35 protein-coding genes are annotated in these 22,656 nt (G+C 64.1%); 1 reads left to right on the top strand and 34 read right to left on the bottom strand.

The annotated features are described in order from the left end of the window. Positions 1 to 107 precede the first annotated feature (107 nt). From ACW7G3_RS00175 to ACW7G3_RS00160, 4 genes are all read right to left on the bottom strand, one after another. A complete protein-coding gene (locus ACW7G3_RS00175; protein WP_456980550.1) occupies positions 108 to 1,094 on the bottom strand; it encodes a malate dehydrogenase in 987 nt (328 codons plus the stop codon). A gap of 48 nt (positions 1,095 to 1,142) precedes the next feature. Further along, positions 1,143 to 1,502, bottom strand: coding sequence for a glutaredoxin family protein (locus tag ACW7G3_RS00170; protein ID WP_456980548.1), 360 nt, complete (start codon positions 1,500 to 1,502; stop codon positions 1,143 to 1,145). A 14-nt stretch (positions 1,503 to 1,516) separates the two neighbouring features. After that, positions 1,517 to 2,725 carry a pyridoxal phosphate-dependent aminotransferase gene (locus ACW7G3_RS00165; protein WP_456980547.1) on the bottom strand — a complete coding sequence of 403 codons (1,209 nt, stop codon included), beginning with the start codon at positions 2,723 to 2,725 and terminating at the stop codon, positions 1,517 to 1,519. A 174-nt stretch (positions 2,726 to 2,899) separates the two neighbouring features. Next, on the bottom strand, positions 2,900 to 3,394 hold the full coding sequence (locus ACW7G3_RS00160; protein WP_456976723.1) for a peptidylprolyl isomerase: 495 nt from the start codon (positions 3,392 to 3,394) through the stop codon (positions 2,900 to 2,902). Between the two features lie 123 nt (positions 3,395 to 3,517). On the opposite strand from ACW7G3_RS00160, the gene typA reads away from it, so the two are divergent. Further along, positions 3,518 to 5,365, top strand: coding sequence for a translational GTPase TypA (gene typA / locus ACW7G3_RS00155; protein WP_456980546.1), 1,848 nt, complete (start codon positions 3,518 to 3,520; stop codon positions 5,363 to 5,365). 92 nt (positions 5,366 to 5,457) lie between these two features. Here typA and ACW7G3_RS00150 read toward each other — a convergent pair whose 3' ends face one another. From ACW7G3_RS00150 to ACW7G3_RS00005, 30 genes are all read right to left on the bottom strand, one after another. After that, positions 5,458 to 6,852: a class II 3-deoxy-7-phosphoheptulonate synthase gene (locus tag ACW7G3_RS00150; RefSeq protein ID WP_456980545.1), complete on the bottom strand. Its 1,395-nt coding sequence runs from the start codon at positions 6,850 to 6,852 to the stop codon at positions 5,458 to 5,460. A gap of 65 nt (positions 6,853 to 6,917) precedes the next feature. Continuing rightward, positions 6,918 to 7,418 carry a disulfide bond formation protein B gene (locus ACW7G3_RS00145; protein ID WP_456980544.1) on the bottom strand — a complete coding sequence of 167 codons (501 nt, stop codon included), beginning with the start codon at positions 7,416 to 7,418 and terminating at the stop codon, positions 6,918 to 6,920. Positions 7,419 to 7,515: 97 nt separating this feature from the next. After that, a complete protein-coding gene (gene rplQ, locus ACW7G3_RS00140; protein WP_456976715.1) occupies positions 7,516 to 7,902 on the bottom strand; it encodes a 50S ribosomal protein L17 in 387 nt (128 codons plus the stop codon). Positions 7,903 to 8,171: 269 nt separating this feature from the next. Continuing rightward, positions 8,172 to 9,170, bottom strand: coding sequence for a DNA-directed RNA polymerase subunit alpha (locus ACW7G3_RS00135; RefSeq protein ID WP_456976713.1), 999 nt, complete (start codon positions 9,168 to 9,170; stop codon positions 8,172 to 8,174). 176 nt (positions 9,171 to 9,346) lie between these two features. After that, positions 9,347 to 9,982 carry a 30S ribosomal protein S4 gene (gene rpsD / locus ACW7G3_RS00130; RefSeq protein WP_456976711.1) on the bottom strand — a complete coding sequence of 212 codons (636 nt, stop codon included), beginning with the start codon at positions 9,980 to 9,982 and terminating at the stop codon, positions 9,347 to 9,349. A 14-nt stretch (positions 9,983 to 9,996) separates the two neighbouring features. Then, complete coding sequence (gene rpsK, locus ACW7G3_RS00125) at positions 9,997 to 10,386, bottom strand: 30S ribosomal protein S11 (RefSeq protein WP_456976709.1); 390 nt, start codon at positions 10,384 to 10,386, stop codon at positions 9,997 to 9,999. 9 nt (positions 10,387 to 10,395) lie between these two features. Continuing rightward, complete coding sequence (gene rpsM, locus ACW7G3_RS00120) at positions 10,396 to 10,752, bottom strand: 30S ribosomal protein S13 (RefSeq protein ID WP_456976707.1); 357 nt, start codon at positions 10,750 to 10,752, stop codon at positions 10,396 to 10,398. 417 nt (positions 10,753 to 11,169) lie between these two features. Beyond that, positions 11,170 to 12,495, bottom strand: coding sequence for a preprotein translocase subunit SecY (gene secY, locus ACW7G3_RS00115; protein ID WP_456976737.1), 1,326 nt, complete (start codon positions 12,493 to 12,495; stop codon positions 11,170 to 11,172). Positions 12,496 to 12,515: 20 nt separating this feature from the next. Next, positions 12,516 to 12,953 (bottom strand): 50S ribosomal protein L15, encoded by a 438-nt coding sequence (gene rplO / locus ACW7G3_RS00110; RefSeq protein ID WP_456976706.1) that lies wholly within the window; start codon positions 12,951 to 12,953, stop codon positions 12,516 to 12,518. Between the two features lie 6 nt (positions 12,954 to 12,959). Beyond that, complete coding sequence (rpmD, locus tag ACW7G3_RS00105; protein WP_456976704.1) at positions 12,960 to 13,157, bottom strand: 50S ribosomal protein L30; 198 nt, start codon at positions 13,155 to 13,157, stop codon at positions 12,960 to 12,962. Next, complete coding sequence (rpsE, locus tag ACW7G3_RS00100; RefSeq protein WP_456976735.1) at positions 13,150 to 13,692, bottom strand: 30S ribosomal protein S5; 543 nt, start codon at positions 13,690 to 13,692, stop codon at positions 13,150 to 13,152. Before rpsE ends, rpmD begins: the two co-directional genes overlap by 8 nt. 289 nt (positions 13,693 to 13,981) lie before the next feature. Next, a complete protein-coding gene (gene rplR, locus ACW7G3_RS00095; protein ID WP_456976702.1) occupies positions 13,982 to 14,335 on the bottom strand; it encodes a 50S ribosomal protein L18 in 354 nt (117 codons plus the stop codon). Positions 14,336 to 14,382: 47 nt separating this feature from the next. After that, complete coding sequence (gene rplF / locus ACW7G3_RS00090; RefSeq protein ID WP_456976700.1) at positions 14,383 to 14,910, bottom strand: 50S ribosomal protein L6; 528 nt, start codon at positions 14,908 to 14,910, stop codon at positions 14,383 to 14,385. Positions 14,911 to 14,923: 13 nt separating this feature from the next. Beyond that, the gene (rpsH, locus tag ACW7G3_RS00085; RefSeq protein ID WP_456976698.1) at positions 14,924 to 15,319 is read right to left on the bottom strand and encodes a 30S ribosomal protein S8; all 396 of its coding nucleotides are present in this window, start codon (positions 15,317 to 15,319) and stop codon (positions 14,924 to 14,926) included. A gap of 41 nt (positions 15,320 to 15,360) precedes the next feature. Next, complete coding sequence (gene rpsN / locus ACW7G3_RS00080) at positions 15,361 to 15,666, bottom strand: 30S ribosomal protein S14 (RefSeq protein ID WP_456976696.1); 306 nt, start codon at positions 15,664 to 15,666, stop codon at positions 15,361 to 15,363. A 15-nt stretch (positions 15,667 to 15,681) separates the two neighbouring features. Continuing rightward, positions 15,682 to 16,218: a 50S ribosomal protein L5 gene (gene rplE, locus ACW7G3_RS00075; protein ID WP_456976694.1), complete on the bottom strand. Its 537-nt coding sequence runs from the start codon at positions 16,216 to 16,218 to the stop codon at positions 15,682 to 15,684. An 11-nt stretch (positions 16,219 to 16,229) separates the two neighbouring features. Next, positions 16,230 to 16,550, bottom strand: a complete 321-nt coding sequence (gene rplX, locus ACW7G3_RS00070; RefSeq protein WP_343258317.1) for a 50S ribosomal protein L24 — start codon at positions 16,548 to 16,550, stop codon at positions 16,230 to 16,232. A 16-nt stretch (positions 16,551 to 16,566) separates the two neighbouring features. Beyond that, positions 16,567 to 16,935, bottom strand: a complete 369-nt coding sequence (gene rplN, locus ACW7G3_RS00065; protein ID WP_456976691.1) for a 50S ribosomal protein L14 — start codon at positions 16,933 to 16,935, stop codon at positions 16,567 to 16,569. Positions 16,936 to 16,950: 15 nt separating this feature from the next. Beyond that, positions 16,951 to 17,214 (bottom strand): 30S ribosomal protein S17, encoded by a 264-nt coding sequence (gene rpsQ / locus ACW7G3_RS00060; protein ID WP_343258348.1) that lies wholly within the window; start codon positions 17,212 to 17,214, stop codon positions 16,951 to 16,953. 33 nt (positions 17,215 to 17,247) lie between these two features. Beyond that, positions 17,248 to 17,451, bottom strand: coding sequence for a 50S ribosomal protein L29 (gene rpmC / locus ACW7G3_RS00055; RefSeq protein WP_456976689.1), 204 nt, complete (start codon positions 17,449 to 17,451; stop codon positions 17,248 to 17,250). 1 nt (position 17,452) lies between these two features. Beyond that, on the bottom strand, positions 17,453 to 17,866 hold the full coding sequence (gene rplP, locus ACW7G3_RS00050) for a 50S ribosomal protein L16 (protein WP_456976687.1): 414 nt from the start codon (positions 17,864 to 17,866) through the stop codon (positions 17,453 to 17,455). A gap of 2 nt (positions 17,867 to 17,868) precedes the next feature. Then, complete coding sequence (rpsC, locus tag ACW7G3_RS00045) at positions 17,869 to 18,603, bottom strand: 30S ribosomal protein S3 (RefSeq protein WP_456976685.1); 735 nt, start codon at positions 18,601 to 18,603, stop codon at positions 17,869 to 17,871. 2 nt (positions 18,604 to 18,605) lie between these two features. Next, complete coding sequence (gene rplV / locus ACW7G3_RS00040) at positions 18,606 to 18,953, bottom strand: 50S ribosomal protein L22 (RefSeq protein ID WP_456976683.1); 348 nt, start codon at positions 18,951 to 18,953, stop codon at positions 18,606 to 18,608. Positions 18,954 to 18,963: 10 nt separating this feature from the next. Beyond that, positions 18,964 to 19,230: a 30S ribosomal protein S19 gene (gene rpsS, locus ACW7G3_RS00035; protein ID WP_456976681.1), complete on the bottom strand. Its 267-nt coding sequence runs from the start codon at positions 19,228 to 19,230 to the stop codon at positions 18,964 to 18,966. A 6-nt stretch (positions 19,231 to 19,236) separates the two neighbouring features. Next, a complete protein-coding gene (rplB, locus tag ACW7G3_RS00030) occupies positions 19,237 to 20,064 on the bottom strand; it encodes a 50S ribosomal protein L2 (RefSeq protein ID WP_456980542.1) in 828 nt (275 codons plus the stop codon). A gap of 47 nt (positions 20,065 to 20,111) precedes the next feature. After that, positions 20,112 to 20,411: a 50S ribosomal protein L23 gene (gene rplW, locus ACW7G3_RS00025; RefSeq protein WP_456976677.1), complete on the bottom strand. Its 300-nt coding sequence runs from the start codon at positions 20,409 to 20,411 to the stop codon at positions 20,112 to 20,114. Next, entirely contained in the window at positions 20,408 to 21,013 is a 606-nt protein-coding gene (gene rplD, locus ACW7G3_RS00020) for a 50S ribosomal protein L4 (protein ID WP_456980541.1), read from the bottom strand. Before rplD ends, rplW begins: the two co-directional genes overlap by 4 nt. Continuing rightward, complete coding sequence (rplC, locus tag ACW7G3_RS00015) at positions 21,013 to 21,672, bottom strand: 50S ribosomal protein L3 (protein WP_456980540.1); 660 nt, start codon at positions 21,670 to 21,672, stop codon at positions 21,013 to 21,015. Before rplC ends, rplD begins: the two co-directional genes overlap by 1 nt. A 10-nt stretch (positions 21,673 to 21,682) precedes the next feature. Further along, positions 21,683 to 21,994 carry a 30S ribosomal protein S10 gene (gene rpsJ / locus ACW7G3_RS00010; RefSeq protein WP_343258327.1) on the bottom strand — a complete coding sequence of 104 codons (312 nt, stop codon included), beginning with the start codon at positions 21,992 to 21,994 and terminating at the stop codon, positions 21,683 to 21,685. A gap of 450 nt (positions 21,995 to 22,444) precedes the next feature. Continuing rightward, positions 22,445 to 22,656: EF-Tu C-terminal domain-related protein (locus ACW7G3_RS00005; protein WP_456980539.1), on the bottom strand; the 212-nt coding region annotated here is incomplete at its 5' end.

Here is a 22,656-nt window from a genome sequence, read left to right as displayed (position 1 = left end):
CGGCGCTGCCAAGATTCACGCGGCTTCGCGCGCATGGCGCGCTCCTACACGGCGGCGGGGCAATCAGCCGGGTCAGCCGGTCCCCGTCGGCGTGCGCCGGACCCTCCTCAATCCAGCAGGTGGGCCACGCCTGAGCGCTCTTCTTCCAGCTCAGCCAGGGTCTTGTCGATGTACTTGCGGCTGAAGTCGTCAATCGGCAGGTCCTGGACGATGGTGTAGCTGCCATGTTCGGTGGTCACCGGGAAGCCGAACATCACGCCTTCCGGGACTCCATAGCTGCCGTCGGACGGCACGCCCATGGTCACCCACTTGCCGTTCGAACCCGCCACCCAGTCGCGAATGTGGTCGATGGCGGCGTTGGCGGCCGAGGCGGCCGAGGACAGGCCCCGCGCTTCGATGATCGCCGCGCCGCGCTTGCCCACGGTGGGAATGAAGGTATCGGCATTCCACTCCTGGTCGTTGATGGCATCGGCAATCGAAGCGCCATCAGCGGTGGCGAAGCGGTAGTCGGGATACATGGTCGGGCTGTGGTTGCCCCACACGATCAGCTTTTCGATGTCGCCTACCGGCTTGCCGAGCTTGCTGGACAGCTGGCTCAGCGCCCGGTTGTGGTCCAGGCGCAGCATGGCGGTGAAGTTCTGCGGCTTCAGGTCCGGGGCGGACTTCATCGCGATGTAGGCGTTGGTATTGGCCGGGTTGCCGACCACCAGCACCTTCACGTCACGCGAAGCCACCTTGTTCAGCGCCGCGCCCTGGGCGGTGAAGATCTTCGCGTTCTCCAGCAGCAGGTCCTTGCGCTCCATGCCCGGGCCGCGCGGACGCGCGCCGACCAGCAGGGCAACGTCGGCGTCCTTGAACGCGATCTCCGGATCATCGGTGCCGACCATGCCGGCCAGCAGCGGGAACGCGCAGTCCTCCAGCTCCATCATCACGCCCTTGAGCGCGGCCTGGGCCTTTTCCATCGGCAGTTCCAGCATCTGCAGGATCACCGGCTGGTCCTTGCCCAGCATTTCGCCGGAGGCGATGCGGAACAGCAGGGCGTAGCCGATCTGGCCGGCGGCGCCGGTAACGGCAACTCGGACGGGCGTTTTCATGGGCGGTTCCTCTTCATGCATGTTCGTGTGGGGTTGTCGCGGACACCGCTAGTAGACGCGGTAACCCAGCGGGGTCAGCTTTTCATCCAGGATGGCCACGTTGTAGCCACGCACCACATCCTGGCCAATGATGGTCACCGGGACGGCACGGGCGCCAACCGCGCGCATGGCGCGATCGCCCTCTTCCGTGTCCACGTCCAGGATGCGGTAGCGCACATTGGCGCGGGAAAACTCGGCCTGCTGTTTGCGGCAGTATCCGCACCAGTCGGCCGCCAGCATCACGATGCGGTCCCCGCCGGTGCTGTTGCGCGGATCATCGGGGTGCAGCTCTGCCGCTCCGGACTCACCGCGAAAGTGCAGGATGCCGCCGATGAGCGCGATCAGTGCCAGGATCCACAGCGCGCGCATCGGCATGCCTCCTGTCAGGCCAGCTCGGCGAAGAATTCGCGGATCCGCTCCAGCCCGGGCGCCAGCTGCGGCGTCGGGCAGGTATAGCTGATCCGCATGCTGCGCGGCTCGCCGAACGCCGAACCGGGCACGCAGGCCACGGCCTTGGCTTCAAGCAGCGCGCTGCAGAAATCAATGTCGTTGCCGATCCGCACGCCGTGGTGCGATTTGCCGAACGCCACGCTGATATCCGGGAACACGTAGAACGCGCCCTGCGGCCGCGGGCAGACCACGCCCGGGATCGCGGCCATGGCGTCGATCACCTGGTCGCGCTTGGCCTGGAATTCCTCACGCTTGGCATCCGGCACGTCCTGCGGGCCGGACAGCGCCGCGATCGCGGCTGCGGAGACCACCTCGGGCAGGCTGGTGATGTGGTTGGAATTGAGCGTAGCCACGGCCTGGGCCACCACTTCCGGACCGGCCATCAGGCCGACCCGCCAGCCGGGCATGCCCCAGGTCTTGGACAGCGAATCCAGGAAAATCACCCGGTCGCGCAGCTCCGGCCTTGCCTGGACGAAGTTGTGGTAGCCCACACCGTCAAACACCATCCGGTTGTAGATGTCGTCGGTAATCACCCAGGTTTCGGGGTGCTTGACGAGCACATCGGCCAGCGCGGCGATCTCTTCCCGGGTGTAGACCATGCCGGTCGGGTTGGACGGGTTGTTGAACAGGAACACCTTCGGCTTCTGCGCCAGGGCCTCATCCAGCTGCGCCGGAGTGAGCTTGTAATCCTGTTCCGCCGGGCACGGCAGCAGCTGCACCTTGGCATTGACGATCTCGGCAATGTCCAGGTAGCTGGTCCAATACGGGGTCGGGAAGGCAATACCGTCGCCTTCGTCCAGCAGCGCTTCGGCCAGGTTGTGGATCAGGTGCTTGGCGCCGATGCCGGTCGCGCAGTTGGCGCGGGTGTAACCGGTCAGGCCCAGCGCTTCGATATGGCCGAGGAAAGCATCCAACAGCGCATCGGAGCCACGGTTGCTGCCGTACTGGCCGGAGTCGTTGTCCAGCGCGGCATGGGCGGCGGCATACACATGCTCACCGGGCAGGAAATTCGGCACTCCGATGGAGAAATTGATCACATCGCGGCCTTCCGCCTTCATCCGGTTGGCCTTCTGGGCCACCTGCATGATGGCGCTGGGCCGGGCACGGCCGATCCGCCGGGCAAGCTTGGGTATTGCTGACACTTCGGGCGTGCTCCTGGGACTGGGTAAACGGCGGATTTTAACACGCGGGTCCGGCGTGATCGGGCCTCTACAACAGGCCTGTGGGAGCCAGGCCTGCGGGAGCCGGCAGCACACGCTCCGACCCCGCAGGCAGTTGCACGCCGGGGCTTCATGCCGGCATGCACTGCGTGGCGCTCAGGCCGCCAGGATCTTGTTCCACTCGGCCACGCGATCGGCCTTGGCGGCCAGCACGGCGTCCGCGTCACCTTCGATCTTCACCGAGGTGATTCCGTCGCCCTGCTTGATGGCATCCACCACATCAAGGCCTTCAACAACCTTGCCAAATACGGTGTGCTTGCCGTCCAGCCAGTCGGTCTTGATGTGGGTGATGAAGAACTGGCTGCCGTTGGTGCTGGGCCCGGCGTTGGCCATCGCCAGCACGCCACGCTCGTGCGGCACGCCGTTGTCGGTTTCGTCTTCAAACCGGTAGCCCGGGCCGCCGGTACCGGTGCCCTGGGGGCAACCGCCCTGGACCATGAAATCGGCGATGACGCGGTGGAAGTTCAGGCCGTCGTAAAAACCCCGCTTGGCAAGGTTGACGAAGTTGGCGACGGTCAGCGGGGCCTTGTCGGCCAGCAGCTCGATCTTGATCTGGCCACGGTCGGTATCGAAAAGGGCGTGCAGGGACATGTGGATTTTCCTTGGGGACAGGTGAGGAGGGGTCAAGCAAGCTATAATAACCGGCTAACCCCTGTCCTTTCCCGCGCCTGCCTGCCATGGCACCAGGGTGCGGCCTGCCCGATGCCCAAATCCATGTCAGTCGAACGCCTCCGCAATATCGCCATCGTCGCCCACGTCGACCATGGAAAAACCACCCTCGTCGACCAGCTTCTGCGCAAGTCGGGCACGTTTGATGAACGCACCATCGTCCCCGACCGGGTGATGGACAGCGGCGATATCGAAAAAGAGCGCGGGATCACCATCCTCGCCAAGAACACCGCGATCCGCTGGACCCACCCGGAAACCGGTGAAGTCTGGCGCATCAACATCGTCGACACCCCCGGACACGCCGACTTCGGCGGCGAAGTCGAGCGCGTGCTGTCGATGGTCGACTCGGTGCTGGTACTGGTGGACGCGATGGACGGGCCGATGCCGCAAACCCGCTTCGTCACCCAGAAGGCGTTCGCGATGGGCTTCAAGCCGATCGTGGTGGTGAACAAGGTGGACCGGCCGGGCGCGCGTCCGAGCTGGGTGCTCGACCAGACCTTCGACCTGTTCGATCGCCTGGGCGCCACCGACGAGCAGCTGGACTTCCCGGTGATCTACGCTTCCGGCCTGCAGGGCTATGCCGGGCTGGAAGACACCGTGCGCAGCGGCGACATGACCCCGCTGTTCGAGGCGATCACCCTGCACGTTCCGCCGCCGCCGGTTGATCCCGACGGCCCGTTCCAGATGCGGGTGACCACGCTGGACTACAACAGCTACGTGGGCGTGATCGGGGTGGGCCGGATCCAGCGCGGCAAGGTCAAGACCAACCAGCAGGTGACCGTGATCGCCGCCGATGGCAGCACCCGCAACGCCAAGGTGATGCAGGTGCTGGGCTTCATGGGCCTGGAGCGGGTCGAGGTGCAGGAAGCCAGTGCCGGCGACATCATCGCCTTCTCCGGCATCGACAACCTCGGCATCTCCGACACGCTTTGCGACCCTTCCGCAGTGGAGCAGCTACCGGTACTGGCGGTGGACGAGCCCACCATCTCCATGACCTTCCAGGTCAACGATTCGCCGTTTGCCGGCACCAAGGACCGCTCCGGCGGCAAGTTCCTGACCTCACGCCAGCTGCGCGAGCGCCTGATCCGCGAGACCCGGCATAACGTGGCGCTGCGGGTTGAAGATACCGCCGATGCCGATCGTTTCACGGTCTCCGGCCGCGGCGAGCTGCACCTGTCCATCCTGATTGAAACCATGCGTCGCGAAGGCTACGAGCTGGCCGTGTCGCGTCCGGAAGTGATCCTGCGCGAGGTCGACGGGGTGACCGAAGAGCCTTACGAGGCGCTGGTGGCCGACGTGGACGAGCAGCACCAGGGCAACGTGATGGGCCGCCTGGGTGAGCGCAAGGCGGTGCTGCAGAACCTGGAGCCGGACGGCAAGGGCCGCGTGCGAATGGAGTTCATCATCCCCGCGCGTGGGCTGATCGGCTTCCAGACCGAATTCAAGACGATTACCTCGGGCACCGGCATGCTGTTCCATGTGTTTGACCACTACGGGCCGAGGTCCGACGCGGATATCGGCCAGCGCAGCAACGGCGTGCTGATCTCCAATGCCACCGGTCCGTCCCCCGCCTACGCACAGATGGCGATGCAGGAGCGCGGACGGCTGTTCATCGAGCCCGGCGAAGAGATCTACGAGGGCCAGGTGATCGGCATCAACTCCAAGGACAATGACCTGACCGTCAACGCACTGCGCGGCAAACAGCTGACCAACTTCCGCGCCACCGGCAAGGATGATGACGAAGGCCTGGTGCCGCCGATCCGGTTCTCGCTGGAGCAGGCGCTGGAGTTCATCGATGACGATGAACTGGTCGAAGTCACGCCCAACCAGATCCGCCTGCGCAAGAAGCACCGCACCGAAGTGGACCGCAAGCGCGCCAGCCGCTCTCCCTGACCTGACCTGACTTGACCCAGAGCCGGCTTCCGCCGGCTTGGAGCCTGGAGCGGGCGCCCACACAGATTGGACGCCCCTTCTCCCTACCCAGCTCAGGCCGGTGCCGGCTCTCCCAGCGAGGCCTGCTTGCGGCCGATCAGCATCGCCGTTTCCAGCGCCTGCTCGTAGTTCAGCCGCGGATCGACCGATGACCGGTAGGCACGGCTGAGATCGGTATCGGTCAGCTCGCGGGCGCCCCCGGTGCACTCGGTCACGTCTTCGCCGGTCAGTTCCAGATGCACGCCGCCCAGGCGCGTGCCTGCGGCCGCATGGATATCGAACGACTGCTCGATCTCGCTGCGGATATTGTGGAAGCGCCGGGTCTTGTACCCGTTGCTGCTGGCTTCGGTATTGCCGTGCATGGGGTCACACACCCACAGCACGCGACGACCGTCACGGCGGATCGCGTCCAGCAGCGGGGGCAGCTTCTCGCCGACATGGGCGGCACCCATGCGATGGATCAGGCTCAGGCGTCCAGGCTCATCATCCGGATTGAGCACATCGATCAGCTTGCGCAGCTGGTCGGCTGTCACCGACGGCCCCACTTTCACAGCTATCGGGTTGCGGATGCCGCGGAAATATTCGATATGGGCGCCGTCAGCTGCACAGGTGCGCATGCCGATCCAGGGGAAATGGGTGCTGAGGTTGAACCAGCCCCATTGACGCGGCACCTGACGGGTCTGCGCCTCCTCGTAGGGCAACAGCAAGGCCTCGTGCGACGTGTAGAAGTCCACCCGCTTCAGCTCGTGGACCTGGGTGCCCACCAGGGTTTCCATGAAACGTACCGAATCGCCCAGGCCATTGACCATGCGCTGGTATTCCTCGGCCAGCGGGGAGTCACCCACCCATTCCAGACCCCAGTACTCGGGATGGTGCAGGTCGGCAAAGCCGCCATCGATGAGCGAACGGATGAAGTTCATGGTCATGGCCGAGCGCGCATGCGCCTTGACCATGCGCCGCGGATCCGGCGTGCGCGCGGCGGCGGTGAAGTCCGGACCGTTGACGATGTCGCCACGGTAGGTCGGCAACACTACCCCATCGCGGGTTTCGGTGTCTGCTGAACGCGGTTTAGCGTATTGACCGGCGAAACGCCCTACCCTCACCACGGGCATGCGCATGCCGTGTACCAGCACCAGACTCATCTGCAGCAGCACCTTGAGCCGGTTGGAAATCACTTCCGAGCTGCAGTCGCTGAAGCTCTCCGCACAGTCGCCACCCTGCAGCAGGAACCGCCGGCCTTCCTGCGCTTCGGCGAGCTGCTGCTTGAGGCTGAGGATTTCCCAGGACGTCACCAGTGGCGGCAGCGCAGCCAGCTCCCCCTGCACGCCGGCCAGCTCATCCGCATCCGGATACACAGGCAGCTGCAGGGCCGGACGGTCGCGCCAGCTGTCCGGTGTCCATTCGGCGGGCAGGTTCACGGCACGGAGGGAACGTTCTGGTTGGCTCATTGGCAACTACCTGTAGCGGTTCGCCATCATGACAGATTGCTGCAATGCGTCAATTTGAAGCAAGCCTACCGGCTGCGGCTGAAACCCGCATACAGCGCCCATGCTCCCAGCAGCAGGAACCAGGTCAGCGCCCACATTGGCATTGAAAGGCCCAGGAAGGTCCAGTCCACGGCGCCGCAGTCACCGGTGCCGGTGAGCACCCGGCGGATCAAGTGTCCCGTGGACAGGGTCTCGCGCAGAAAATCCAGCGGCGGCCCACAGGCCGGAATCGGCGGTGGGAACAATTGCAGCCACACATGCCGGCCGGAAATCGCAATGCCAACTCCGGCCGCGACCGCAGCCAACAGCGACCAGGCGCGCCGGCCCCAGAGCGCCCGTGGTGCGAGGACCCCGGCGACCAGCAGCACCACGCCGAGGCCGGCAAACGCCAGGCGCTGGAAAATGCACAGCGGGCACGGATCCAGCCCCCACTGCAGCTGCGAAAAGATCGCGAATCCGATCAGGACGAAACAGATCGCGCCGGCGGCCAGCATCTGGGTCCGGAAACGCAAGCGGGGTGTCTTCATGCTCATTGGCGGGGCCGTTGCGGAAGCAGCGCAAGATAGCAAAAACCCCGACGCGCGGGCCGGGGTTTCTGGATTCGATCAGATCACGCGGAGCGGATCAGTCGTTGTCGCCGGCAGCATCCGCCTGCGGGCGGTCGACCAGTTCAACGTAGGCCATCGGCGCGTTGTCACCGGCGCGGAAGCCGCACTTGAGGATGCGCAGGTACCCGCCCGGACGCGATCCGTAGCGCGGACCGAGGGTGGTGAACAGGTTGCCCACGGCTTCCTTGTCACGCAGACGCGAGAAGGCCAGACGGCGGTTGGCAACGCTGTCGACCTTGGCCAGGGTGATCAGCGGCTCGGCGACGCGGCGCAGTTCCTTGGCCTTGGGCAGGGTGGTCTTGATCAGTTCGTGCTTGAACAGGGACGCGGCCATGTTCTTGAACATCGCCTGGCGATGGGCGCTGGTGCGGCTGAACTTGCGGCCGGCTTTCTGGTGGCGCATGAGTATGCTTCCTTATTGAGTGCTGGAACGTTGGATTTCGCTGTCGCCTTCCTGGCGTTGGAACATGGACTGCGGATGGTCCTGACCGGCGTCCCTTGCCGGCGTTGGTCGCGGCCTTGGGCCGTCGACGCTGAGTACTACTGCAACTGCACAATCAATTTCGTGGCTGCAATCCATGGCGGTGCTGCAACGGCTCCGGAGAGCCATGCCCAGTCATCCTGACCGGGCGTGCGCAAGCGAGCGAGCCAGTGGCTCGCAAACGCGCTTCCTCAGCCCAGCATGCCGTGGCTGTTGAGCCCCGGCGGCGGCCAGTTCTCAAGCTTCATGCCCAGCGACAGACCACGTTGCGCCAGCACTTCCTTGATCTCGGTGAGCGACTTCTTGCCCAGGTTCGGGGTCTTGAGCAGCTCCACTTCGGTCTTCTGGATCAGGTCGCCGATGTAGTAGATGCTCTCGGCCTTCAGGCAGTTGGCCGAACGAACGGTCAGTTCCAGATCGTCGATCGGACGCAGCAGCAGCGGATCCACACCGGCCGGCTGCGGCTTGCTCGCGCCGCGGTCACGGTTGGTGAAGTCGCCGAACACCGACAGCTGATCGGTGAGGATGTCGGCGGCGGTGCGCACGGCTTCCTCGGCGTCGATCGTGCCGTTGGTCTCGATGTCCAGGACCAGCTTGTCCAGGTCGGTGCGCTGCTCGACGCGGGCCGCTTCCACTTCGTACGCCACGCGGCGCACCGGGGAGAACGAGGCGTCCAGCATCAGCCGGCCGATCGTGCGGGTTTCTTCGTCCGGGTGGCGGCGGGCCGCTGCCGGCTGGTAACCGAAACCGCGCTCGACCTTGAGCTGCATGTTGATCGAGGCATCCTTGGTCAGGTTGCAGATCACGTGGTCGGGGTTAAGCACCTCAACGTTGTGATCAACCTTGATGTCACCGGCGGTCACTACGCCCGGGCCCGACTTGCTCAGGCTCAGGGTGGAAGACTCGCCCGTACCCATGCGGATGGCGACATCCTTCAGGTTGAGGAGCACTTCCAGCACGTCTTCCTGCAGGCCTTCGATGGCACTGTACTCGTGCAGCACGCCGTCGATCTCGACCTCGGTGATCGCGAAGCCGGGGATGGACGAAAGCAGCACGCGGCGCAGCGCGTTGCCAAGCGTATGCCCGTAGCCCCGCTCCAACGGTTCGATCACGACCTTGGCGCGATTGCCGTTCAGGCGCTCGATCTGCGGGGCGCGGGGGCGCAGGACCTGGTTGGCGGTAACCGTCATGTTATTGGCTTCTCCTGCAATGACCCACCGGCGGGAACCGGTGGTGATTGCCTTGGCGTTTGCATTTGGGGCCCCCTTGCTTCAAGGAGGCGGCCGATGCGCGAAGCGCACCGGCCTGGTGATGTGGGCGTCTGCATGTATCTTCGAAGCGCAAGGCCGCGAAGATCAGGCGGCCCTTACTTCGAGTACAGCTCGACGATCAATGCTTCGTTGATGTCGGGCGGCAGATCGCCGCGATCCGGCACCGCCTTGAACACACCGCTGAACTTCTTGGCGTCAACTTCGACCCAGCCCGGCGAGAGATCCATCTGTGCGGAAACGTCCAGCGCTTCCTGCACCCGCATCTGCTTCTGGGCCTTCTCGGTCAGCGCAATCGCGTCGCCTGCCTTCACTTGGAAGGACGGCAGGTTCACGACCTGGCCGTTCACGGTCACGCCGCGGTGCGACACCAGCTGGCGCGCCGACGGACGGGTGACGGCGAAGCCCATGCGGTAGACCACATTGTCCAGACGGGTTTCCAGCGCCTGCAGCAGGTTCTCGCCGGTGTTGCCCTTCTTGGTCGAAGCCTTCTTGTAGTAATTGCGGAACTGACGCTCCAGCAGGCCATAGATACGCTTGACCTTCTGCTTCTCGCGCAGCTGGGTGGCGTAGTCGGACAGCCTGCTGCGGCGGGCGCCGGTACCGGCACCGTGCTGGCCGGGCTTCTGATCCAGCTTGCACTTGGAGTCAAGCGCGCGGGTCGGGCTCTTCAGACCCAGGTCGACGCCTTCGCGACGGGCGAGCTTACAGGTAGGACCGATGTAACGTGCCATTTCTTATCGCTCCCTCAGACGCGGCGCTTTTTCGGCGGACGGCACCCGTTATGCGGGATCGGCGTCACGTCGATGATGTTGGTGATCTTGTACCCGACGTTGTTCAGCGAACGCACGGCGGATTCACGGCCCGGGCCAGGGCCCTTGATGCGCACTTCCAGCGACTTCAGGCCGTAGTCCAGAGCGGCCTTGCCGGCCTTCTCTGCTGCTACCTGTGCCGCAAACGGGGTCGACTTGCGCGAGCCGCGGAAACCCGCGCCTCCCGAAGTCGCCCAGGACAGTGCGTTGCCCTGGCGGTCGGTGATGGTCACGATCGTGTTGTTGAACGATGCGTGTACGTGAGCGACGCCGTCGGTGACGACGCGCTTGATCTTCTTCCGGGTCTTGGCTGCCGGCTTTGCCATGGCTATTCCTTACTTCCTGATCGGCTTGCGCGGGCCCTTGCGGGTACGTGCGTTGGTGCGGGTGCGCTGGCCGCGGAGGGGAAGACCGCGACGATGACGCAGGCCGCGGTAGCTGCCCAGGTCCATCAGACGCTTGATTGACATGCCTACTTCACGGCGAAGGTCACCCTCCACCACGAACTTGCCAACTTCGGCGCGCAGGCGTTCGACTTCAGGCTCGGACAGGTCCACGATACGGGTCGTCTCATCGACGCCAGCCGCAGTGCAGACCTGCCGGGAACGGGTACGGCCAATGCCGTAGATGCTCTGGAGCCCAACCCAGACATGCTTCTGGGCGGGCAAGTTGACGCCAGCAATACGCGCCATTACGCGGTCTCCAAACTGGTTAGTCTGACCGGGCGACACCAAAACGGCACGCATCGGGCAGAGTGAACAAGAAATTGTATCAGGATCTCGGCTCTTCAGGAAGCCCCCAGGATAAAAATCCCGCGGACTCCGGCATGGGGAGTGTGCCCATGCTCCGGCGACGGACCTGCGCTGTGCCAAAAACGGGATCAGATCCCATTCTGGCCGCCCCACCCACCCAGTGAGGACTGGCGCTGGCCCACCCGTGCGCGAGATCGCCGCCCGGGTCGCCCATCAGGATCCGGGCGCTACGTCCCGGGATCCATGCGGCCCTGCGGGGCCGCCTTTGTTCTCGTACTGATCCACCTGTGTGGCCGGTGGACCGCGGCGGGCCGAAGCCCGCCATTGTTCATTGCATCAGCGAAACCTGGTTTCGCCTCAGCGCCTGCCGCCGCCCTTGAGGTTGGCCTTCTTGAGCAGGCTTTCATACTGGTGCGACATCAGGTGCGCCTGGATCTGGGAGATGAAGTCCATCACCACCACCACCACGATCAGCAGCGAGGTGCCACCGAAGTAGAACGACGCGTTGAGCTCGGTACGCATGAACTCGGGCAGCAGACAGACGATGACCAGATAGGTCGCGCCCGCCGCAGTCAGCCGGGTCAGCACACCGTCCACGTACTCAGCCGTTGCTTTGCCCGGGCGAATACCGGGAATCAGCGCTCCGGACTTCTTCAGGTTGTCGGCGGTTTCCTGGCTGTTGAACACCAGCGCCGTGTAGAAGAAGGTGAAGCCCGCGATCAGCCCGCCGTAAAGCAGGATGTACAGCGGCTGGCCCGGAGACAGCGCCTGCGCCGCCCGCTGCAGCCACAGTGCCGAACCCGCCTGGCCGAACCAGGTGGACACGGTCGCCGGGAACATGATCATCGACGAAGCAAAAATCGCCGGAATCACGCCCGCCATATTGAGCTTCAGCGGAAGGAACGACGTCTGGTTCTGATAGGCGTTCCGCCCACCCTGACGTCGTGCGTAGTTGACTGTGATCCTGCGCTGGCCGCGTTCGACAAACACCACGAAGAAGGTGAAGGCCATCACGATCGCCGCGATCATGATCACCGCGATCGGGCTCATGTCGCCGTTGCGGGCCTGCTCCAGCGTGGTGAAGATCGCACCGGGCAGCCCGGCCACGATGCCGGCGAAGATAATCAGCGATACACCGTTGCCGATGCCCCGCTCGGTCACCTGCTCACCCAGCCACACCAGGAACATGGTGCCTGCGGTCAGCGCCACGATGGCAGTCAGCACAAAGCCCATACCCGGCGCGTAGACCACGTTCAGCCCCGCGCCGGCACCCGAGCTCTGCAGCGCCACCGCGATGCCCGCGGACTGGAAGATCGCCAGCGGGATCGCACCAAGGCGCGACCACTGGGTGATCTTGCGACGGCCCGACTCGCCCTCACGCTGGATCGCCTTCAGGCTCGGCACGATCTGCACCATCAGCTGCATGACGATCGAGGCCGAGATGTAGGGGATCACGTTCAGCGCGAACAGGCTGAAGCGCTCCAGGGCGCCACCGGAGAACATGTTGAACATGTCCACGATGGTGCCCTGCTGCTGCTCCATCAGGCGCAGCATTGCGTCCGGGTTGACGCCCGGCACCGGGATATAGCACCCGATGCGGTACACCAGCAGCGCACCGGCCACGAACAGCAGACGCTGCCGCAGCTCGGTGAACTTGCCCAGGCCTGCGCCCAGGCCACCCATGGCGCCAGCGCTACGCGACATCAGGCTTCCTCAATGCTGCCGCCGGCGGCTTCGATAGCCGCGCGGGCACCGGCCGTGGCCAGCACGCCCTTGAGCACGAGCTTCTTCGTCACTTCGCCCTTCTTCACGATCTTGGCGCGCTTGGCCGTCGACGGCACCAGCTTCGCGGCGCGCAGCGCCTTGAAGTCGATGTCGCCTTCCAGCTTCTCCAGCTGGTACAGGAAGACCTCAGCGGTGTCACCAGCGATCCGCGAGCGGAAGCCGACCTTCGGCAGACGCTTGCGAAGCGGCATCTGGCCGCCTTCGAAGCCCGCCTTGATCTTGCCCTTGCCCGAGCGCGCGAACGTGCCCTTGTGTCCACGGCCGGCAGTCTTGCCCAGGCCGGAGCCGATACCACGACCGACGCGCGTGCGTTCGGTGCGGGCGCCCTCTGCGGGCTTCATAGTGTTCAGTCGCATTGTCGATTACTCCTCGACCCGGACCAGATACTGGACCTTGTTGATCAGGCCCCGCACCTGCGGGCTGTCCTTCAGTTCACGGACGTCGTTGATCTTGCTCAGACCCAGCGCACGCACCGACAGGCGGTGACGTCCCTGGGTGCCCTGCAGGCCCTTGACCAGGCGCACCTTGACGGTGCCGCCGGTGGTTTCCTTCTTAGCCATGCTGAAGTTCCTCCACCTTCTTGCCGCGCTTGGCAGCGATCTTGCCGGGCGAGTGCATCGACTGCAGGCCCTTGATCGTGGCGCGCACCAGGTTGATCGGGTTACGCGAGCCGACCGCCTTGGCCAGCACGTCCTTCACGCCAACCGCCTCTAGCACGGCGCGCATCGCACCGCCGGCGATCACGCCGGTACCTTCGGAAGCCGGCTTCATGAACACGCGGGCCGCACCGTGATTGGCGTTGACCGTATGCCACAGGGTGCCGCCATTGAGTTCGATGTTGCTCATGCCCTTGCGGGCGGCTTCCATCGACTTCTGGATCGCCAGCGGCACTTCACGGGCCTTGCCGTAGCCGAAGCCGATCCGGCCTTCGCCGTCGCCCACAACCGTCAGCGCGGTGAAGGTGAACTGGCGACCGCCCTTGACGGTCTTTGCGACGCGGTTGACCGTGATCAGCTTCTCGATCATTCCGTCGTCCATTTCCTCGCGATCGCGACGATTACGGTCGCGGCCGCGCGGTGAGCGTTCTTCTGCCATCTTTCTTTTGCCTTTGTCAGTATCGGGAATGTACGGCTGGTGCCGCTTGTTGTTGGGTGCTGGTGCCGTGTTCCGTTTCGCCGCACAGAAGGCGACGGACGTCCGGTGCATGTCCGCACCGGCGGATGAGCCAAGGCCCGGTCGGCGCGGAGTCCCGCGCTTTTCCAGTGGCAACCCGGCCCGGTATAACCGGGCCGGGGAATTGCGAACCCGCGATAATACGCCAACCAGGGCCGGGGTGACAGCCCTCAAGTGGCGGGAGCGTACTCCCGCCAGGGTATTTCACGGATCAGAACTGCAGACCACCTTCGCGTGCGGCATCTGCCAGGGCCTTGACGCGGCCGTGGTAGCGGTATCCCGAGCGGTCGAACGCGACCTTCTCGATACCGGCAGCCTTCGCCTTTTCAGCGATGACCTTGCCCACTTTGGTAGCGGCTTCAATGTTGTTCAGGCCCTTCAGGCCCTCACGCACGTCGGCCTGGGTGGTGCTGGCGGCAGCCAGCACCTTGGAGCCGTCGGAGGTGAACACCTGGGCGTACAGGTGCTGGCCGGTGCGCAGCACCGACAGGCGCGGCACCTCGAGTTCGCGGATGCGCGAGCGCGTGGAGCGGGCGCGACGCAGGCGAGCTTTATTCTTGTCCATAGCTGTGTCTTCTCAGTTGGAAGCGGATCGGCGCGGATGGTGTCCGCTTAAGCCTTCTTGGCTTCCTTGCGGATGATTTGTTCACCGGCGTACTTCACGCCCTTGCCCTTGTAGGGCTCCGGCGGACGGTATCCACGGATCTTGGCGGCAACCTGGCCCACCTGCTGCTTGTCGGCACCGGCAACCAGGACCTCGGTCTGGGTTGGCGTGGTGATCGTGATCCCTTCCGGAATCGGGAACAGCACCGGATGGGAAAAGCCCAGGGTCAGGTTCAGATCCTTGCCCTGCACCGCGGCCCGGTAACCCACGCCGACCAGCTCGAGCTTGCGCTCAAAGCCTTCCGACACGCCGTGCACCATGTTGCCCAGGATCGAGCGGATGGTGCCGGTAATGGCCATGTGCTGAGGCTCGACCGGGGCGAGCACGATGTTGCCGTCCTCGATCTTGATATCGATGCCTTCCGGACGCGCCAGGGAGAGGGAACCCTTCGGGCCCTTCACAGTGAACGAGTCGTCCTGGATGGTCAGGTCAACGCCCTTGGGCAGCGGAATCGGCTTCTTGGCAATACGGGACATTCTTTTTTCTCCGTCAGGCCACGAAGCACAGGACTTCACCGCCGACGCCCTGCTGGCGCGCCTGCGCATCGGTCATGATGCCCCTGGAGGTTGAAATGATGGCGATACCCAGCCCGTTGAGCACCTTCGGCAGATCGTCCTTGCCGCGGTACTGGCGCAGGCCGGACCGCGAGAAACGCTGCATCTGCTCGATGACCGGCTGGCCTTCGTAATACTTCAGTTCGACTTCAAGGTCGGCCTTCGGGCCGGTCTCGATCACGCGCCAATCAGTGATGTAGCCCTCGTCTTTGAGGACCTTGGCGATGGCCACCTTCATCTTGGAAGAGGGCATCTTCACCGCCGGCTTGCCAACCGCTGCCGCATTGCGCATGCGGGTCAGCATGTCGGCGATTGGATCAGTCATGCTCATATCAGTTTACCTGCATCGATATCCGTAAGGATTTTGATTGTTTACCAGGACGCCTTGCGCAGACCCGGTACGTCGCCACGCATGGTGGCCTCGCGCAGCTTGTTGCGGCCGAGGCCGAACTTGCTGTACACCGAACGCGGCCGGCCGGTCAGGGCGCAGCGGCTGGTCTGGCGGGACGGAGACGAATCGCGCGGCAGCTTCTGCAGCTTGGCCACGGCGTCCATCTTCACGTCGTAGTCGGAGGTCGGGCTGGAGATGATCTTCTTCAGCTCTTCGCGCTTGGCGGCATATTTCTCTGCCAGCTTCGCCCGCTTGACCTCGCGGTTGACCATTGATTTCTTTGCCATAGTTGAATCTCTTCCTCAGCGGAACGGGAAGCGGAAGGCCTCGAGCAGGGCCTTGGCCTCCTCGTTGGTCTTCGCGGTGGTGGTGATGGCGATATCCATGCCGCGGACCGCATCAACCTGGTCGAAGTCGATCTCCGGGAAGATGATCTGCTCCTTCACACCCATGTTGAAGTTGCCACGTCCGTCGAACGAACGCGCCGACACACCGCGGAAGTCGCGAACGCGCGGCAACGACACGTTGATCAGGCGGTCCAGGAACTCGTACATCCGCCGGCGACGCAGGGTCACCTTGCAGCCGATCGGCCAGCCGTCACGGATCTTGAACGAGGCCACGGACACGCGCGACTTGGTCACGATCGGCTTCTGGCCGGACACCTTGGCCATGTCGGCGGTTGCGTTTTCCAGCACCTTCTTGTTGGTAGCAGCCTCGCCCACGCCCATGTTGAGCGTGATCTTGGATACCTTCGGAACCTGCATCGGATTGGTGTAGCCGAACTGCTCCATGAGCTTCGGCATCACTTCTTCCTTGTAGAACTTTTCCAGACGGCTCATTTATTCATTCCTCAAGCGTCGAGCGCTTCACCACTGGAGCGGAACACCCGAATCCGGCGTCCATCCTCCAGCACCTTGATACCAATGCGCTCGCCCTTGCCGGTAGCAGGGTTGAACGGCATCACATTGGACACGTTGATCGGCGCTTCGCGCTCGATGATCCCGCCAGGCTGTCCAGCCTGGGGATTGGGCTTGGTGTGGCGCTTGACGATGTTGATGTTCGACACGGTCACCCGATCGCCGTCCACGCGCACTACGTCGCCGCGCTTACCCTTGTCCTTGCCGGCGGTCACGATGACGTGGTCGCCCTTCTTGATACGGTTGATAGCCATTATTCCTGTCCTCCGCTCACAGCACTTCAGGCGCGAGCGAGACGATCTTCATGAACTTCTCGGAGCGCAGCTCGCGCGTCACCGGCCCGAAGATGCGGGTGCCGATCGGCTCATGCTTGGCGTTCAGCAGCACCGCGGCATTGCCATCGAAGCGGATCAGCGAACCGTCGGCACGGCGCACGCCCTTGCGGGTACGCACCACGACGGCGTTGTACACCTCGCCTTTCTTCACGCGGCCGCGCGGAATGGCGTCCTTGACCGACACCTTGATGATGTCGCCAATCGCGGCGTAACGGCGCTTGGAGCCGCCGAGCACCTTGATGCACATCACTTCCTTGGCGCCGGAGTTGTCGGCCACGTCGAGGTGGCTTTCTGTCTGGATCATGTCAGCGCTCCTTCCTTACTCGGCCGCGCGCGAGACGATCTCGACCACGCGCCAGTTCTTGGTCTTGGACATCGGCGCGATCTCCACCACGCGGACGGTATCGCCCTCGTTGCAGGAGTTCTCGGCGTCGTGGGCGTGCAGCTTGGTCGAGCGGCGGATGTACTTGCCGTACAGCGCGTGCTTGACCTGGCGCTCGACCAGTACGGTCACGGTCTTGTCCATCTTGTTGCTGACCACCCGGCCTTCAACCGTGCGCAGCTTTTTTTCGGCCTGCTTCATATCGGTAACGTTCTCGTTCATCGTCGGCCTTCCTTACTTCCGCGTGCCAGATTCGATCTGGCCAAGCAGAGTGTTGACGCGCGCGATGTCGCGGCGGACCCGGCGGGCCTCGTGGGTCTTGTCCAGCTGGCCGGTGGCCTTCTGCATGCGCAGCGAGAACTGTTCCTTGTGCAGCTCCACCAGGTGGGTCTGCAGGTCCTCAGCCGACTTTTCTCGCAGTTCGTTGATGGTTGCCATATCAGCGCACCGTCCGGGTCACGAATTGGGTGGTGACCGAAAGCTTGGCAGCGGCCAGGCGGAACGCCTCGCGCGCGGTTGCCTCATCAACGCCTTCGATCTCGTAGATCATGCGGCCGGGCTGGATCTGGGCTACCCAGTACTCCACGTTGCCCTTGCCCGAGCCCATGCGCACTTCGATCGGCTTCTTGGTCATCGGCTTGTCGGGGAACACCCGGATCCACATCTTTCCGCCACGCTTCACGTGACGGCTGATCGAGCGGCGGCCGGCTTCAATCTGGCGCGCGGTGATCTGCCCGGTCTGGGTGGCCTTGAGGCCGAATTCGCCGAAGCTCACTAGGTTGCCGTTCCACGACAGGCCAGCGTTACGGCCCTTGTGCGTCTTGCGGTATTTGGTTCGCTTGGGTTGCAGCATGATTAGTCCCTCGCCTGCCGATCACGACGCGGACCGCGCGGGCGCTCGTTGCGCTCGCCACGATCGCCGCGCGGCGAATCGTCCTGCTTTTCCTGGCCCACTTGGCTGAAATCGAAGATCTCGCCCTTGTAGACCCATACCTTGATGCCGATGATCCCGTAAGTGGTGCTCGCTTCGGCAAAACCGTAGTCGATGTCCGCACGCAGGGTGTGCAGCGGCACGCGACCTTCGCGGTACCACTCCGAGCGCGCGATTTCGGCGCCGTTGAGGCGGCCTGCAACGTTGACCCGGATACCCAGGGCACCAAGGCGCATGGCGTTGCCCACGGCCCGACGCATGGCGCGGCGGAACATGATGCGGCGCTCGAGCTGCTGGGCGATCGACTCTGCCACCAGCTGCGCATCCAGTTCAGGCTTGCGCACTTCGGTGACGTTGATGTGCGCCGGAACGCCCATCATGTCGCTCACTTCCTTGCGCAGGCGGTCGATGTCCTCACCGCGCTTGCCAATCACCACGCCCGGACGGGCGGTGTGGATGGTGACGCGGGCGGTCTTGGCCGGGCGCTCGATCAGGATCTTGCTGATACCGGCCTGCGACAGCTTCTTGCGCAGCATCTCGCGAACCTTCAGGTCAGCGGTCAGATAGCCTGCGAATTCCTTTTTGTCGGCGTACCACTTGGAGTTCCAATCCTTGGAAACCCCGAGGCGAAAGCCGGTCGGATGAACCTTATTACCCATGTTTACTTGCCCTTTCCGGTCGCGTCGCCCACCACCACGGTGATGTGGCTGGTGCGCTTGAGGATGCGGGTGCCGCGGCCCTTGGCGCGCGCCATGAAACGCTTCAGCGTCGGACCCTCATCCACCATGATCCGGGTCACCGACAGTTCGTCCACGTCGGCGCCCAGGTTGTTCTCGGCGTTGGCGATCGCCGACTCCACCACCTTGCGGATCAGGTGTGCGGCTTTCTTGTCAGAGAACCTGAGCAGGCCGACGGCACGCTCGGCCGACAGCCCACGCACCTGGTCCGCGACCAGGCGGGCTTTCTGTGCGGAGATGCGCACGCTGCGCAATACAGCTTTGGCTTCCATTGTCATCTCCTTACCTGGACTTCCGATCGCCGCCGTGACCCTTGAACGTCCGGGTCAATGCGAATTCGCCGAGCTTGTGTCCAACCATGTTTTCGTTGATCAGCACCGGAATGTGATTGCGTCCGTTGTGCACGGCAATCGTGTATCCCACCATTTCCGGCAGGATCATCGACCGGCGCGACCAGGTCTTGATCGGTCGCTTGGTGGTGCCTGCGGCCTCCACCTTCTTGACGAGGTGGTGGTCGACGAAAGGACCTTTCTTAAGTGAACGTGCCATGATCGATCAGCTCCTGCGGTCGCGCACAATGAACTTCTGGGTGCGCTTGTTGTGACGCGTCTTGTAACCCTTCGTGGGTACGCCCCAAGGCGTGACCGGATGCGGGTTGCCCTGCCCGGCCTTGCCCTCACCACCACCGTGCGGATGGTCGACCGGGTTCATGGCCGCGCCACGCACGCCCGGCTTGATGCCGCGCCAGCGGTTGGCACCGGCCTTGCCCAGCTTCTGCAGGTTGTGTTCGACGTTGCCGACTTCACCGATGGTCGCCCGGCACTCGGACGGCACGCGGCGGGTCTCGCCCGAACGCAGGCGCAGTGTGGCGTAGGCTCCCTCACGGGCAACCAGCTGCACGCCGGCGCCGGCAGCGCGGGCCATCTGCGCACCCTTGCCCGGCTTCATTTCGATGCAGTGCACCGTGGAGCCGACCGGGATGTTGCGCAGCGGCAGGCTGTTGCCGGTCTTGATCGGGGCATCGGAGCCCGCAATGACCTGGTCGCCTGCCTTCAGGCCCTTGGGGGCGATGATGTAACGGCGCTCACCGTCGACGTAGCACAGCAGGGCGATGTGGGCGGTGCGGTTGGGATCGTATTCGATCCGTTCCACGCGCGCCGGAATGCCTTCCTTGTTGCGCTTGAAGTCGATGATGCGGTAGTGCTGCTTGTGCCCGCCACCCATGTGGCGCGTGGTGGTGCGGCCGTGGTGGTTACGACCACCGGTACGGCTCTGCTTTTCCACCAGCGGCGCATAGGGGTCGCCCTTGTGCAGCTCGGGCGAGACCACGCGGACCGCGGAACGGCGGCCTGGGGATGTGGGCTTGAATTTCATCAATGGCATGGGACTGAATCCTGTTTGAGTGGAGACCTGACTGGATCAGGGCTCCGTCAGACCTTGGCCGTCATCACGTCGATCGACTGGCCCTCGGCCAGCTTCACGTACGCCTTGCGCCAGTCGCCGCGGCGGCCGGTACGAAAGCGGAAGGACTTGTTCTTGCCCTTCACGTTGACCACGTTCACCGCTTCGACCTTGACGTCGAACAGCTTCTCGACGGCGGTCTTGATATCGGCCTTGGTCGCGTCCTTCGCGACTTCGAACGCATACTGGTTGGAGACTTCCTGCAGGCGCGCGGTCTTTTCGGACACGCGCGGCGCACGGATGACTTCGTAGAGTTTCGCCTCGTTCATGCCAGCCACTCCTCGATCTTCTTCACCGCGTCGGTGGTGACCAGCACGGTATCGGCGGACACCAGGGCAACCGGGTCCAGGCCCTGCACGTCACGCACTTCCACGTAGGGCAGGTTGCGCGCAGACAGGTACAGGTTTTCCGAAGCCTCTTCGGTCACGATCAGCGGGCGCTTGCCCACCTCGGCTTCCTTCAGCTTGGCAACCAGGCCGCTGCTCTTGGGCGAGTCGATATCGAACGACTCGACCACCCGCAGACGACCCTGGCGGTTGAGCTCGCTCAGGATGGCGGCGATGGCCGCACGGTACATCTTGCGGTTGACCTTCTCGCCGAAGCTGCGCGGCTTGGCCGCGAAGGTCGCGCCACCGCCGCGGAAGATCGGAGCGGTCAACGCGCCGTGACGGGCGCCGCCACCCTTCTGCTTCTTGGACTTCTTGGTGGTGCCTGCCACTTCCGAGCGCGTCTTCTGCGCCTTGGTGCCGGCACGGCCGGCGTTGCGGTAGGCAACAACGACCTGATGGACCAGGTCCTCGCTGAATTCACGGCCGAATACGGCGCCGGAGACCGACAGCGTCTGGCTGCTGTTGTCGATGGCAAGTTCCATCATGCTGCTCCTTGACCCTTGCTGGTGGGACGCACGATCACGTCACCGCCCGGCGCACCCGGTACCGCGCCCTTGACCGCGATCAGGCCGCGCTCGGCGTCGACCCTGACCACTTCCAGGCCCTGCGTGCTCTGGCGCACATCGCCCATGTGACCGGCCATCTTCTTGCCCGGGAACACACGACCCGGCGACTGGCGCTGACCCAGCGAACCCGGGGTCCGGTGCGCCAGCGAGTTGCCGTGGGTGGCGTCACCCATGCTGAAGTTCCAGCGCTTGATCGTGCCCTGGAAGCCCTTGCCCTTGGTCACGCCCTGGACGTCGACCTTCTGGCCGACCTGGAAGATGTCGGCCTTGATCTCGCCGCCAACGGCCAGCTCGCCCAGGTCATCCACGCGCAGCTCCCACAGACCGCGGCCTGCTTCCACCTTGGCCTTGGCCAGGTGGCCGGATTCCGGCTTGTTGATGAGGGAGGCACGCTTGTGCCCGGCGGTGACCTGCACCGCGGTGTAGCCGTCGGCGTCGACGGTTTTCACCTGGGTAATACGGTTCGGGGTGGCTTCGATCAGGGTCACCGGAATGGACTGGCCATCTTCGGTGAACACCCGGCTCATGCCCGCCTTGCGACCGACGATTCCCAGCGAATATCTCTTCGCAGTCATTTCGTTAGCCTCAGGTCAGCTTGATCTGGACGTCGACGCCGGCCGCGAGCTCGAGCTTCATCAGCGCGTCCACGGTCTTGTCATTGGGGTCGACGATGTCGAGCACGCGCTTGTGCGTGCGGGTTTCATACTGGTCGCGCGCGTCCTTGTTGACGTGCGGCGAGGTCAGGATGGTGTAGCGCTCGATCCTGGTCGGCAGCGGGATGGGCCCGCGCACCTGCGCGCCGGTACGCCGCGCCGTTTCCACGATCTCGCTGGCCGAGCGGTCGATCAGACGATGATCGAAAGCCTTGAGCCGGATCCGGATCTTTTGGTCCGCCATGAGACGAAATTCCTTGGTTGAAAGAGCGTCGGGCCCTGCGGCTGGGTGCGCAGGACCCCGTTAAAATCAAAGACTTTCCGAGCCAATGCCGCCAGTCCGGAAGTATCCTTCGGAGAAAACAGAGGCAGACCGGTTGCCCGTCCTGCCCAAACAGGGAACTGCAAGCGTGACAACGCGCCCCTGCCGTAATGTTCCGAAAATCCTTCGGAACGACCGGGGCCCTGCCGCGCGACATTTCCATGTCTGGCGAAAACGAGGTGCTTCCTGCGCCTCCTTTCGCTGTATCACGGGCCCGATGAAGCTGAGTCCGTGAGCAAGCTGACCATTATGGAGCATTGGAATCTGGAGCGCAAGCCCTTTTTCCGTTTTGCCCCCAGGCGGGCGGAACGGCCCGAAGACCGACTGCCCGACCTGAAAAGCCCGTGCGCCAAAGGCGCACGGGCCAAACCATTACTTGTTGATCTTGGCCACCACGCCGGCGCCGACCGTGCGGCCGCCTTCGCGGATTGCAAAGCGCAGGCCTTCGTCCATCGCCACCGGGTTGATCAGCTCAACGTCCATCTTCACGTTGTCGCCCGGCATCACCATCTCCACGCCCTCCGGCAGCTCGCAGGCGCCGGTGATGTCGGTGGTGCGGAAGTAGAACTGCGGACGGTAGCCCT

This window comes from Luteimonas sp. A478 (genome assembly GCF_054052025.1).
Note: the sequence above shows the minus strand (reverse complement) of the source record. Positions and strands in the feature narration are given on the sequence as shown.

What these genes read in the sequence shown, in the direction of transcription:
- rpsK (WP_456976709.1), bottom strand. Translation starts at nt 10,386, where the DNA reads ATGGCAAAGCCGGCAGCCAAGACCCGGAAGAAGATCAAGCGCGTCGTC.
- rplP (WP_456976687.1), bottom strand. Translation starts at nt 17,866, where the DNA reads ATGCTGCAACCCAAGCGAACCAAATACCGCAAGACGCACAAGGGCCGT.
- secY (WP_456976737.1), bottom strand. Translation starts at nt 12,495, where the DNA reads ATGGGTGGCCTGGGCGCAGGCCTGGGCAAGTTCACCGAGCTGCGGCAG.
- rpsJ (WP_343258327.1), bottom strand. Translation starts at nt 21,994, where the DNA reads ATGGCGGACCAAAAGATCCGGATCCGGCTCAAGGCTTTCGATCATCGT.
- rplF (WP_456976700.1), bottom strand. Translation starts at nt 14,910, where the DNA reads ATGTCCCGTATTGCCAAGAAGCCGATTCCGCTGCCCAAGGGCGTTGAC.
- ACW7G3_RS00175 (WP_456980550.1), bottom strand. Translation starts at nt 1,094, where the DNA reads ATGAAAACGCCCGTCCGAGTTGCCGTTACCGGCGCCGCCGGCCAGATC.
- rplE (WP_456976694.1), bottom strand. Translation starts at nt 16,218, where the DNA reads ATGAGCCGTCTGGAAAAGTTCTACAAGGAAGAAGTGATGCCGAAGCTC.
- rplN (WP_456976691.1), bottom strand. Translation starts at nt 16,935, where the DNA reads ATGATCCAGACAGAAAGCCACCTCGACGTGGCCGACAACTCCGGCGCC.
- ACW7G3_RS00170 (WP_456980548.1), bottom strand. Translation starts at nt 1,502, where the DNA reads ATGCGCGCGCTGTGGATCCTGGCACTGATCGCGCTCATCGGCGGCATC.
- ACW7G3_RS00135 (WP_456976713.1), bottom strand. Translation starts at nt 9,170, where the DNA reads ATGACGGTTACCGCCAACCAGGTCCTGCGCCCCCGCGCCCCGCAGATC.
- ACW7G3_RS00150 (WP_456980545.1), bottom strand. Translation starts at nt 6,852, where the DNA reads ATGAGCCAACCAGAACGTTCCCTCCGTGCCGTGAACCTGCCCGCCGAA.
- rpsD (WP_456976711.1), bottom strand. Translation starts at nt 9,982, where the DNA reads ATGGCACGTTACATCGGTCCTACCTGTAAGCTCGCCCGTCGCGAAGGC.
- rplQ (WP_456976715.1), bottom strand. Translation starts at nt 7,902, where the DNA reads ATGCGCCACCAGAAAGCCGGCCGCAAGTTCAGCCGCACCAGCGCCCAT.
- rpsH (WP_456976698.1), bottom strand. Translation starts at nt 15,319, where the DNA reads ATGAGCATGACTGATCCAATCGCCGACATGCTGACCCGCATGCGCAAT.
- rplO (WP_456976706.1), bottom strand. Translation starts at nt 12,953, where the DNA reads ATGCGACTGAACACTATGAAGCCCGCAGAGGGCGCCCGCACCGAACGC.
- rpsQ (WP_343258348.1), bottom strand. Translation starts at nt 17,214, where the DNA reads ATGAAGCAGGCCGAAAAAAAGCTGCGCACGGTTGAAGGCCGGGTGGTC.
- rpsS (WP_456976681.1), bottom strand. Translation starts at nt 19,230, where the DNA reads ATGGCACGTTCACTTAAGAAAGGTCCTTTCGTCGACCACCACCTCGTC.
- rplD (WP_456980541.1), bottom strand. Translation starts at nt 21,013, where the DNA reads ATGGAACTTGCCATCGACAACAGCAGCCAGACGCTGTCGGTCTCCGGC.
- rpmD (WP_456976704.1), bottom strand. Translation starts at nt 13,157, where the DNA reads ATGGCTAAGAAGGAAACCACCGGCGGCACCGTCAAGGTGCGCCTGGTC.
- rpsC (WP_456976685.1), bottom strand. Translation starts at nt 18,603, where the DNA reads ATGGGTAATAAGGTTCATCCGACCGGCTTTCGCCTCGGGGTTTCCAAG.
- rpsN (WP_456976696.1), bottom strand. Translation starts at nt 15,666, where the DNA reads ATGGCAAAGAAATCAATGGTCAACCGCGAGGTCAAGCGGGCGAAGCTG.
- rplC (WP_456980540.1), bottom strand. Translation starts at nt 21,672, where the DNA reads ATGACTGCGAAGAGATATTCGCTGGGAATCGTCGGTCGCAAGGCGGGC.
- rplR (WP_456976702.1), bottom strand. Translation starts at nt 14,335, where the DNA reads ATGGACAAGAATAAAGCTCGCCTGCGTCGCGCCCGCTCCACGCGCTCG.
- rpsE (WP_456976735.1), bottom strand. Translation starts at nt 13,692, where the DNA reads ATGGCAGAAGAACGCTCACCGCGCGGCCGCGACCGTAATCGTCGCGAT.
- rplX (WP_343258317.1), bottom strand. Translation starts at nt 16,550, where the DNA reads ATGGCTATCAACCGTATCAAGAAGGGCGACCACGTCATCGTGACCGCC.
- ACW7G3_RS00145 (WP_456980544.1), bottom strand. Translation starts at nt 7,418, where the DNA reads ATGAAGACACCCCGCTTGCGTTTCCGGACCCAGATGCTGGCCGCCGGC.
- rplB (WP_456980542.1), bottom strand. Translation starts at nt 20,064, where the DNA reads ATGCCATTGATGAAATTCAAGCCCACATCCCCAGGCCGCCGTTCCGCG.
- rplV (WP_456976683.1), bottom strand. Translation starts at nt 18,953, where the DNA reads ATGGAAGCCAAAGCTGTATTGCGCAGCGTGCGCATCTCCGCACAGAAA.
- rpmC (WP_456976689.1), bottom strand. Translation starts at nt 17,451, where the DNA reads ATGGCAACCATCAACGAACTGCGAGAAAAGTCGGCTGAGGACCTGCAG.
- rpsM (WP_456976707.1), bottom strand. Translation starts at nt 10,752, where the DNA reads ATGGCGCGTATTGCTGGCGTCAACTTGCCCGCCCAGAAGCATGTCTGG.
- typA (WP_456980546.1), top strand. Translation starts at nt 3,518, where the DNA reads ATGTCAGTCGAACGCCTCCGCAATATCGCCATCGTCGCCCACGTCGAC.
- ACW7G3_RS00160 (WP_456976723.1), bottom strand. Translation starts at nt 3,394, where the DNA reads ATGTCCCTGCACGCCCTTTTCGATACCGACCGTGGCCAGATCAAGATC.
- rplW (WP_456976677.1), bottom strand. Translation starts at nt 20,411, where the DNA reads ATGAACGAGGCGAAACTCTACGAAGTCATCCGTGCGCCGCGCGTGTCC.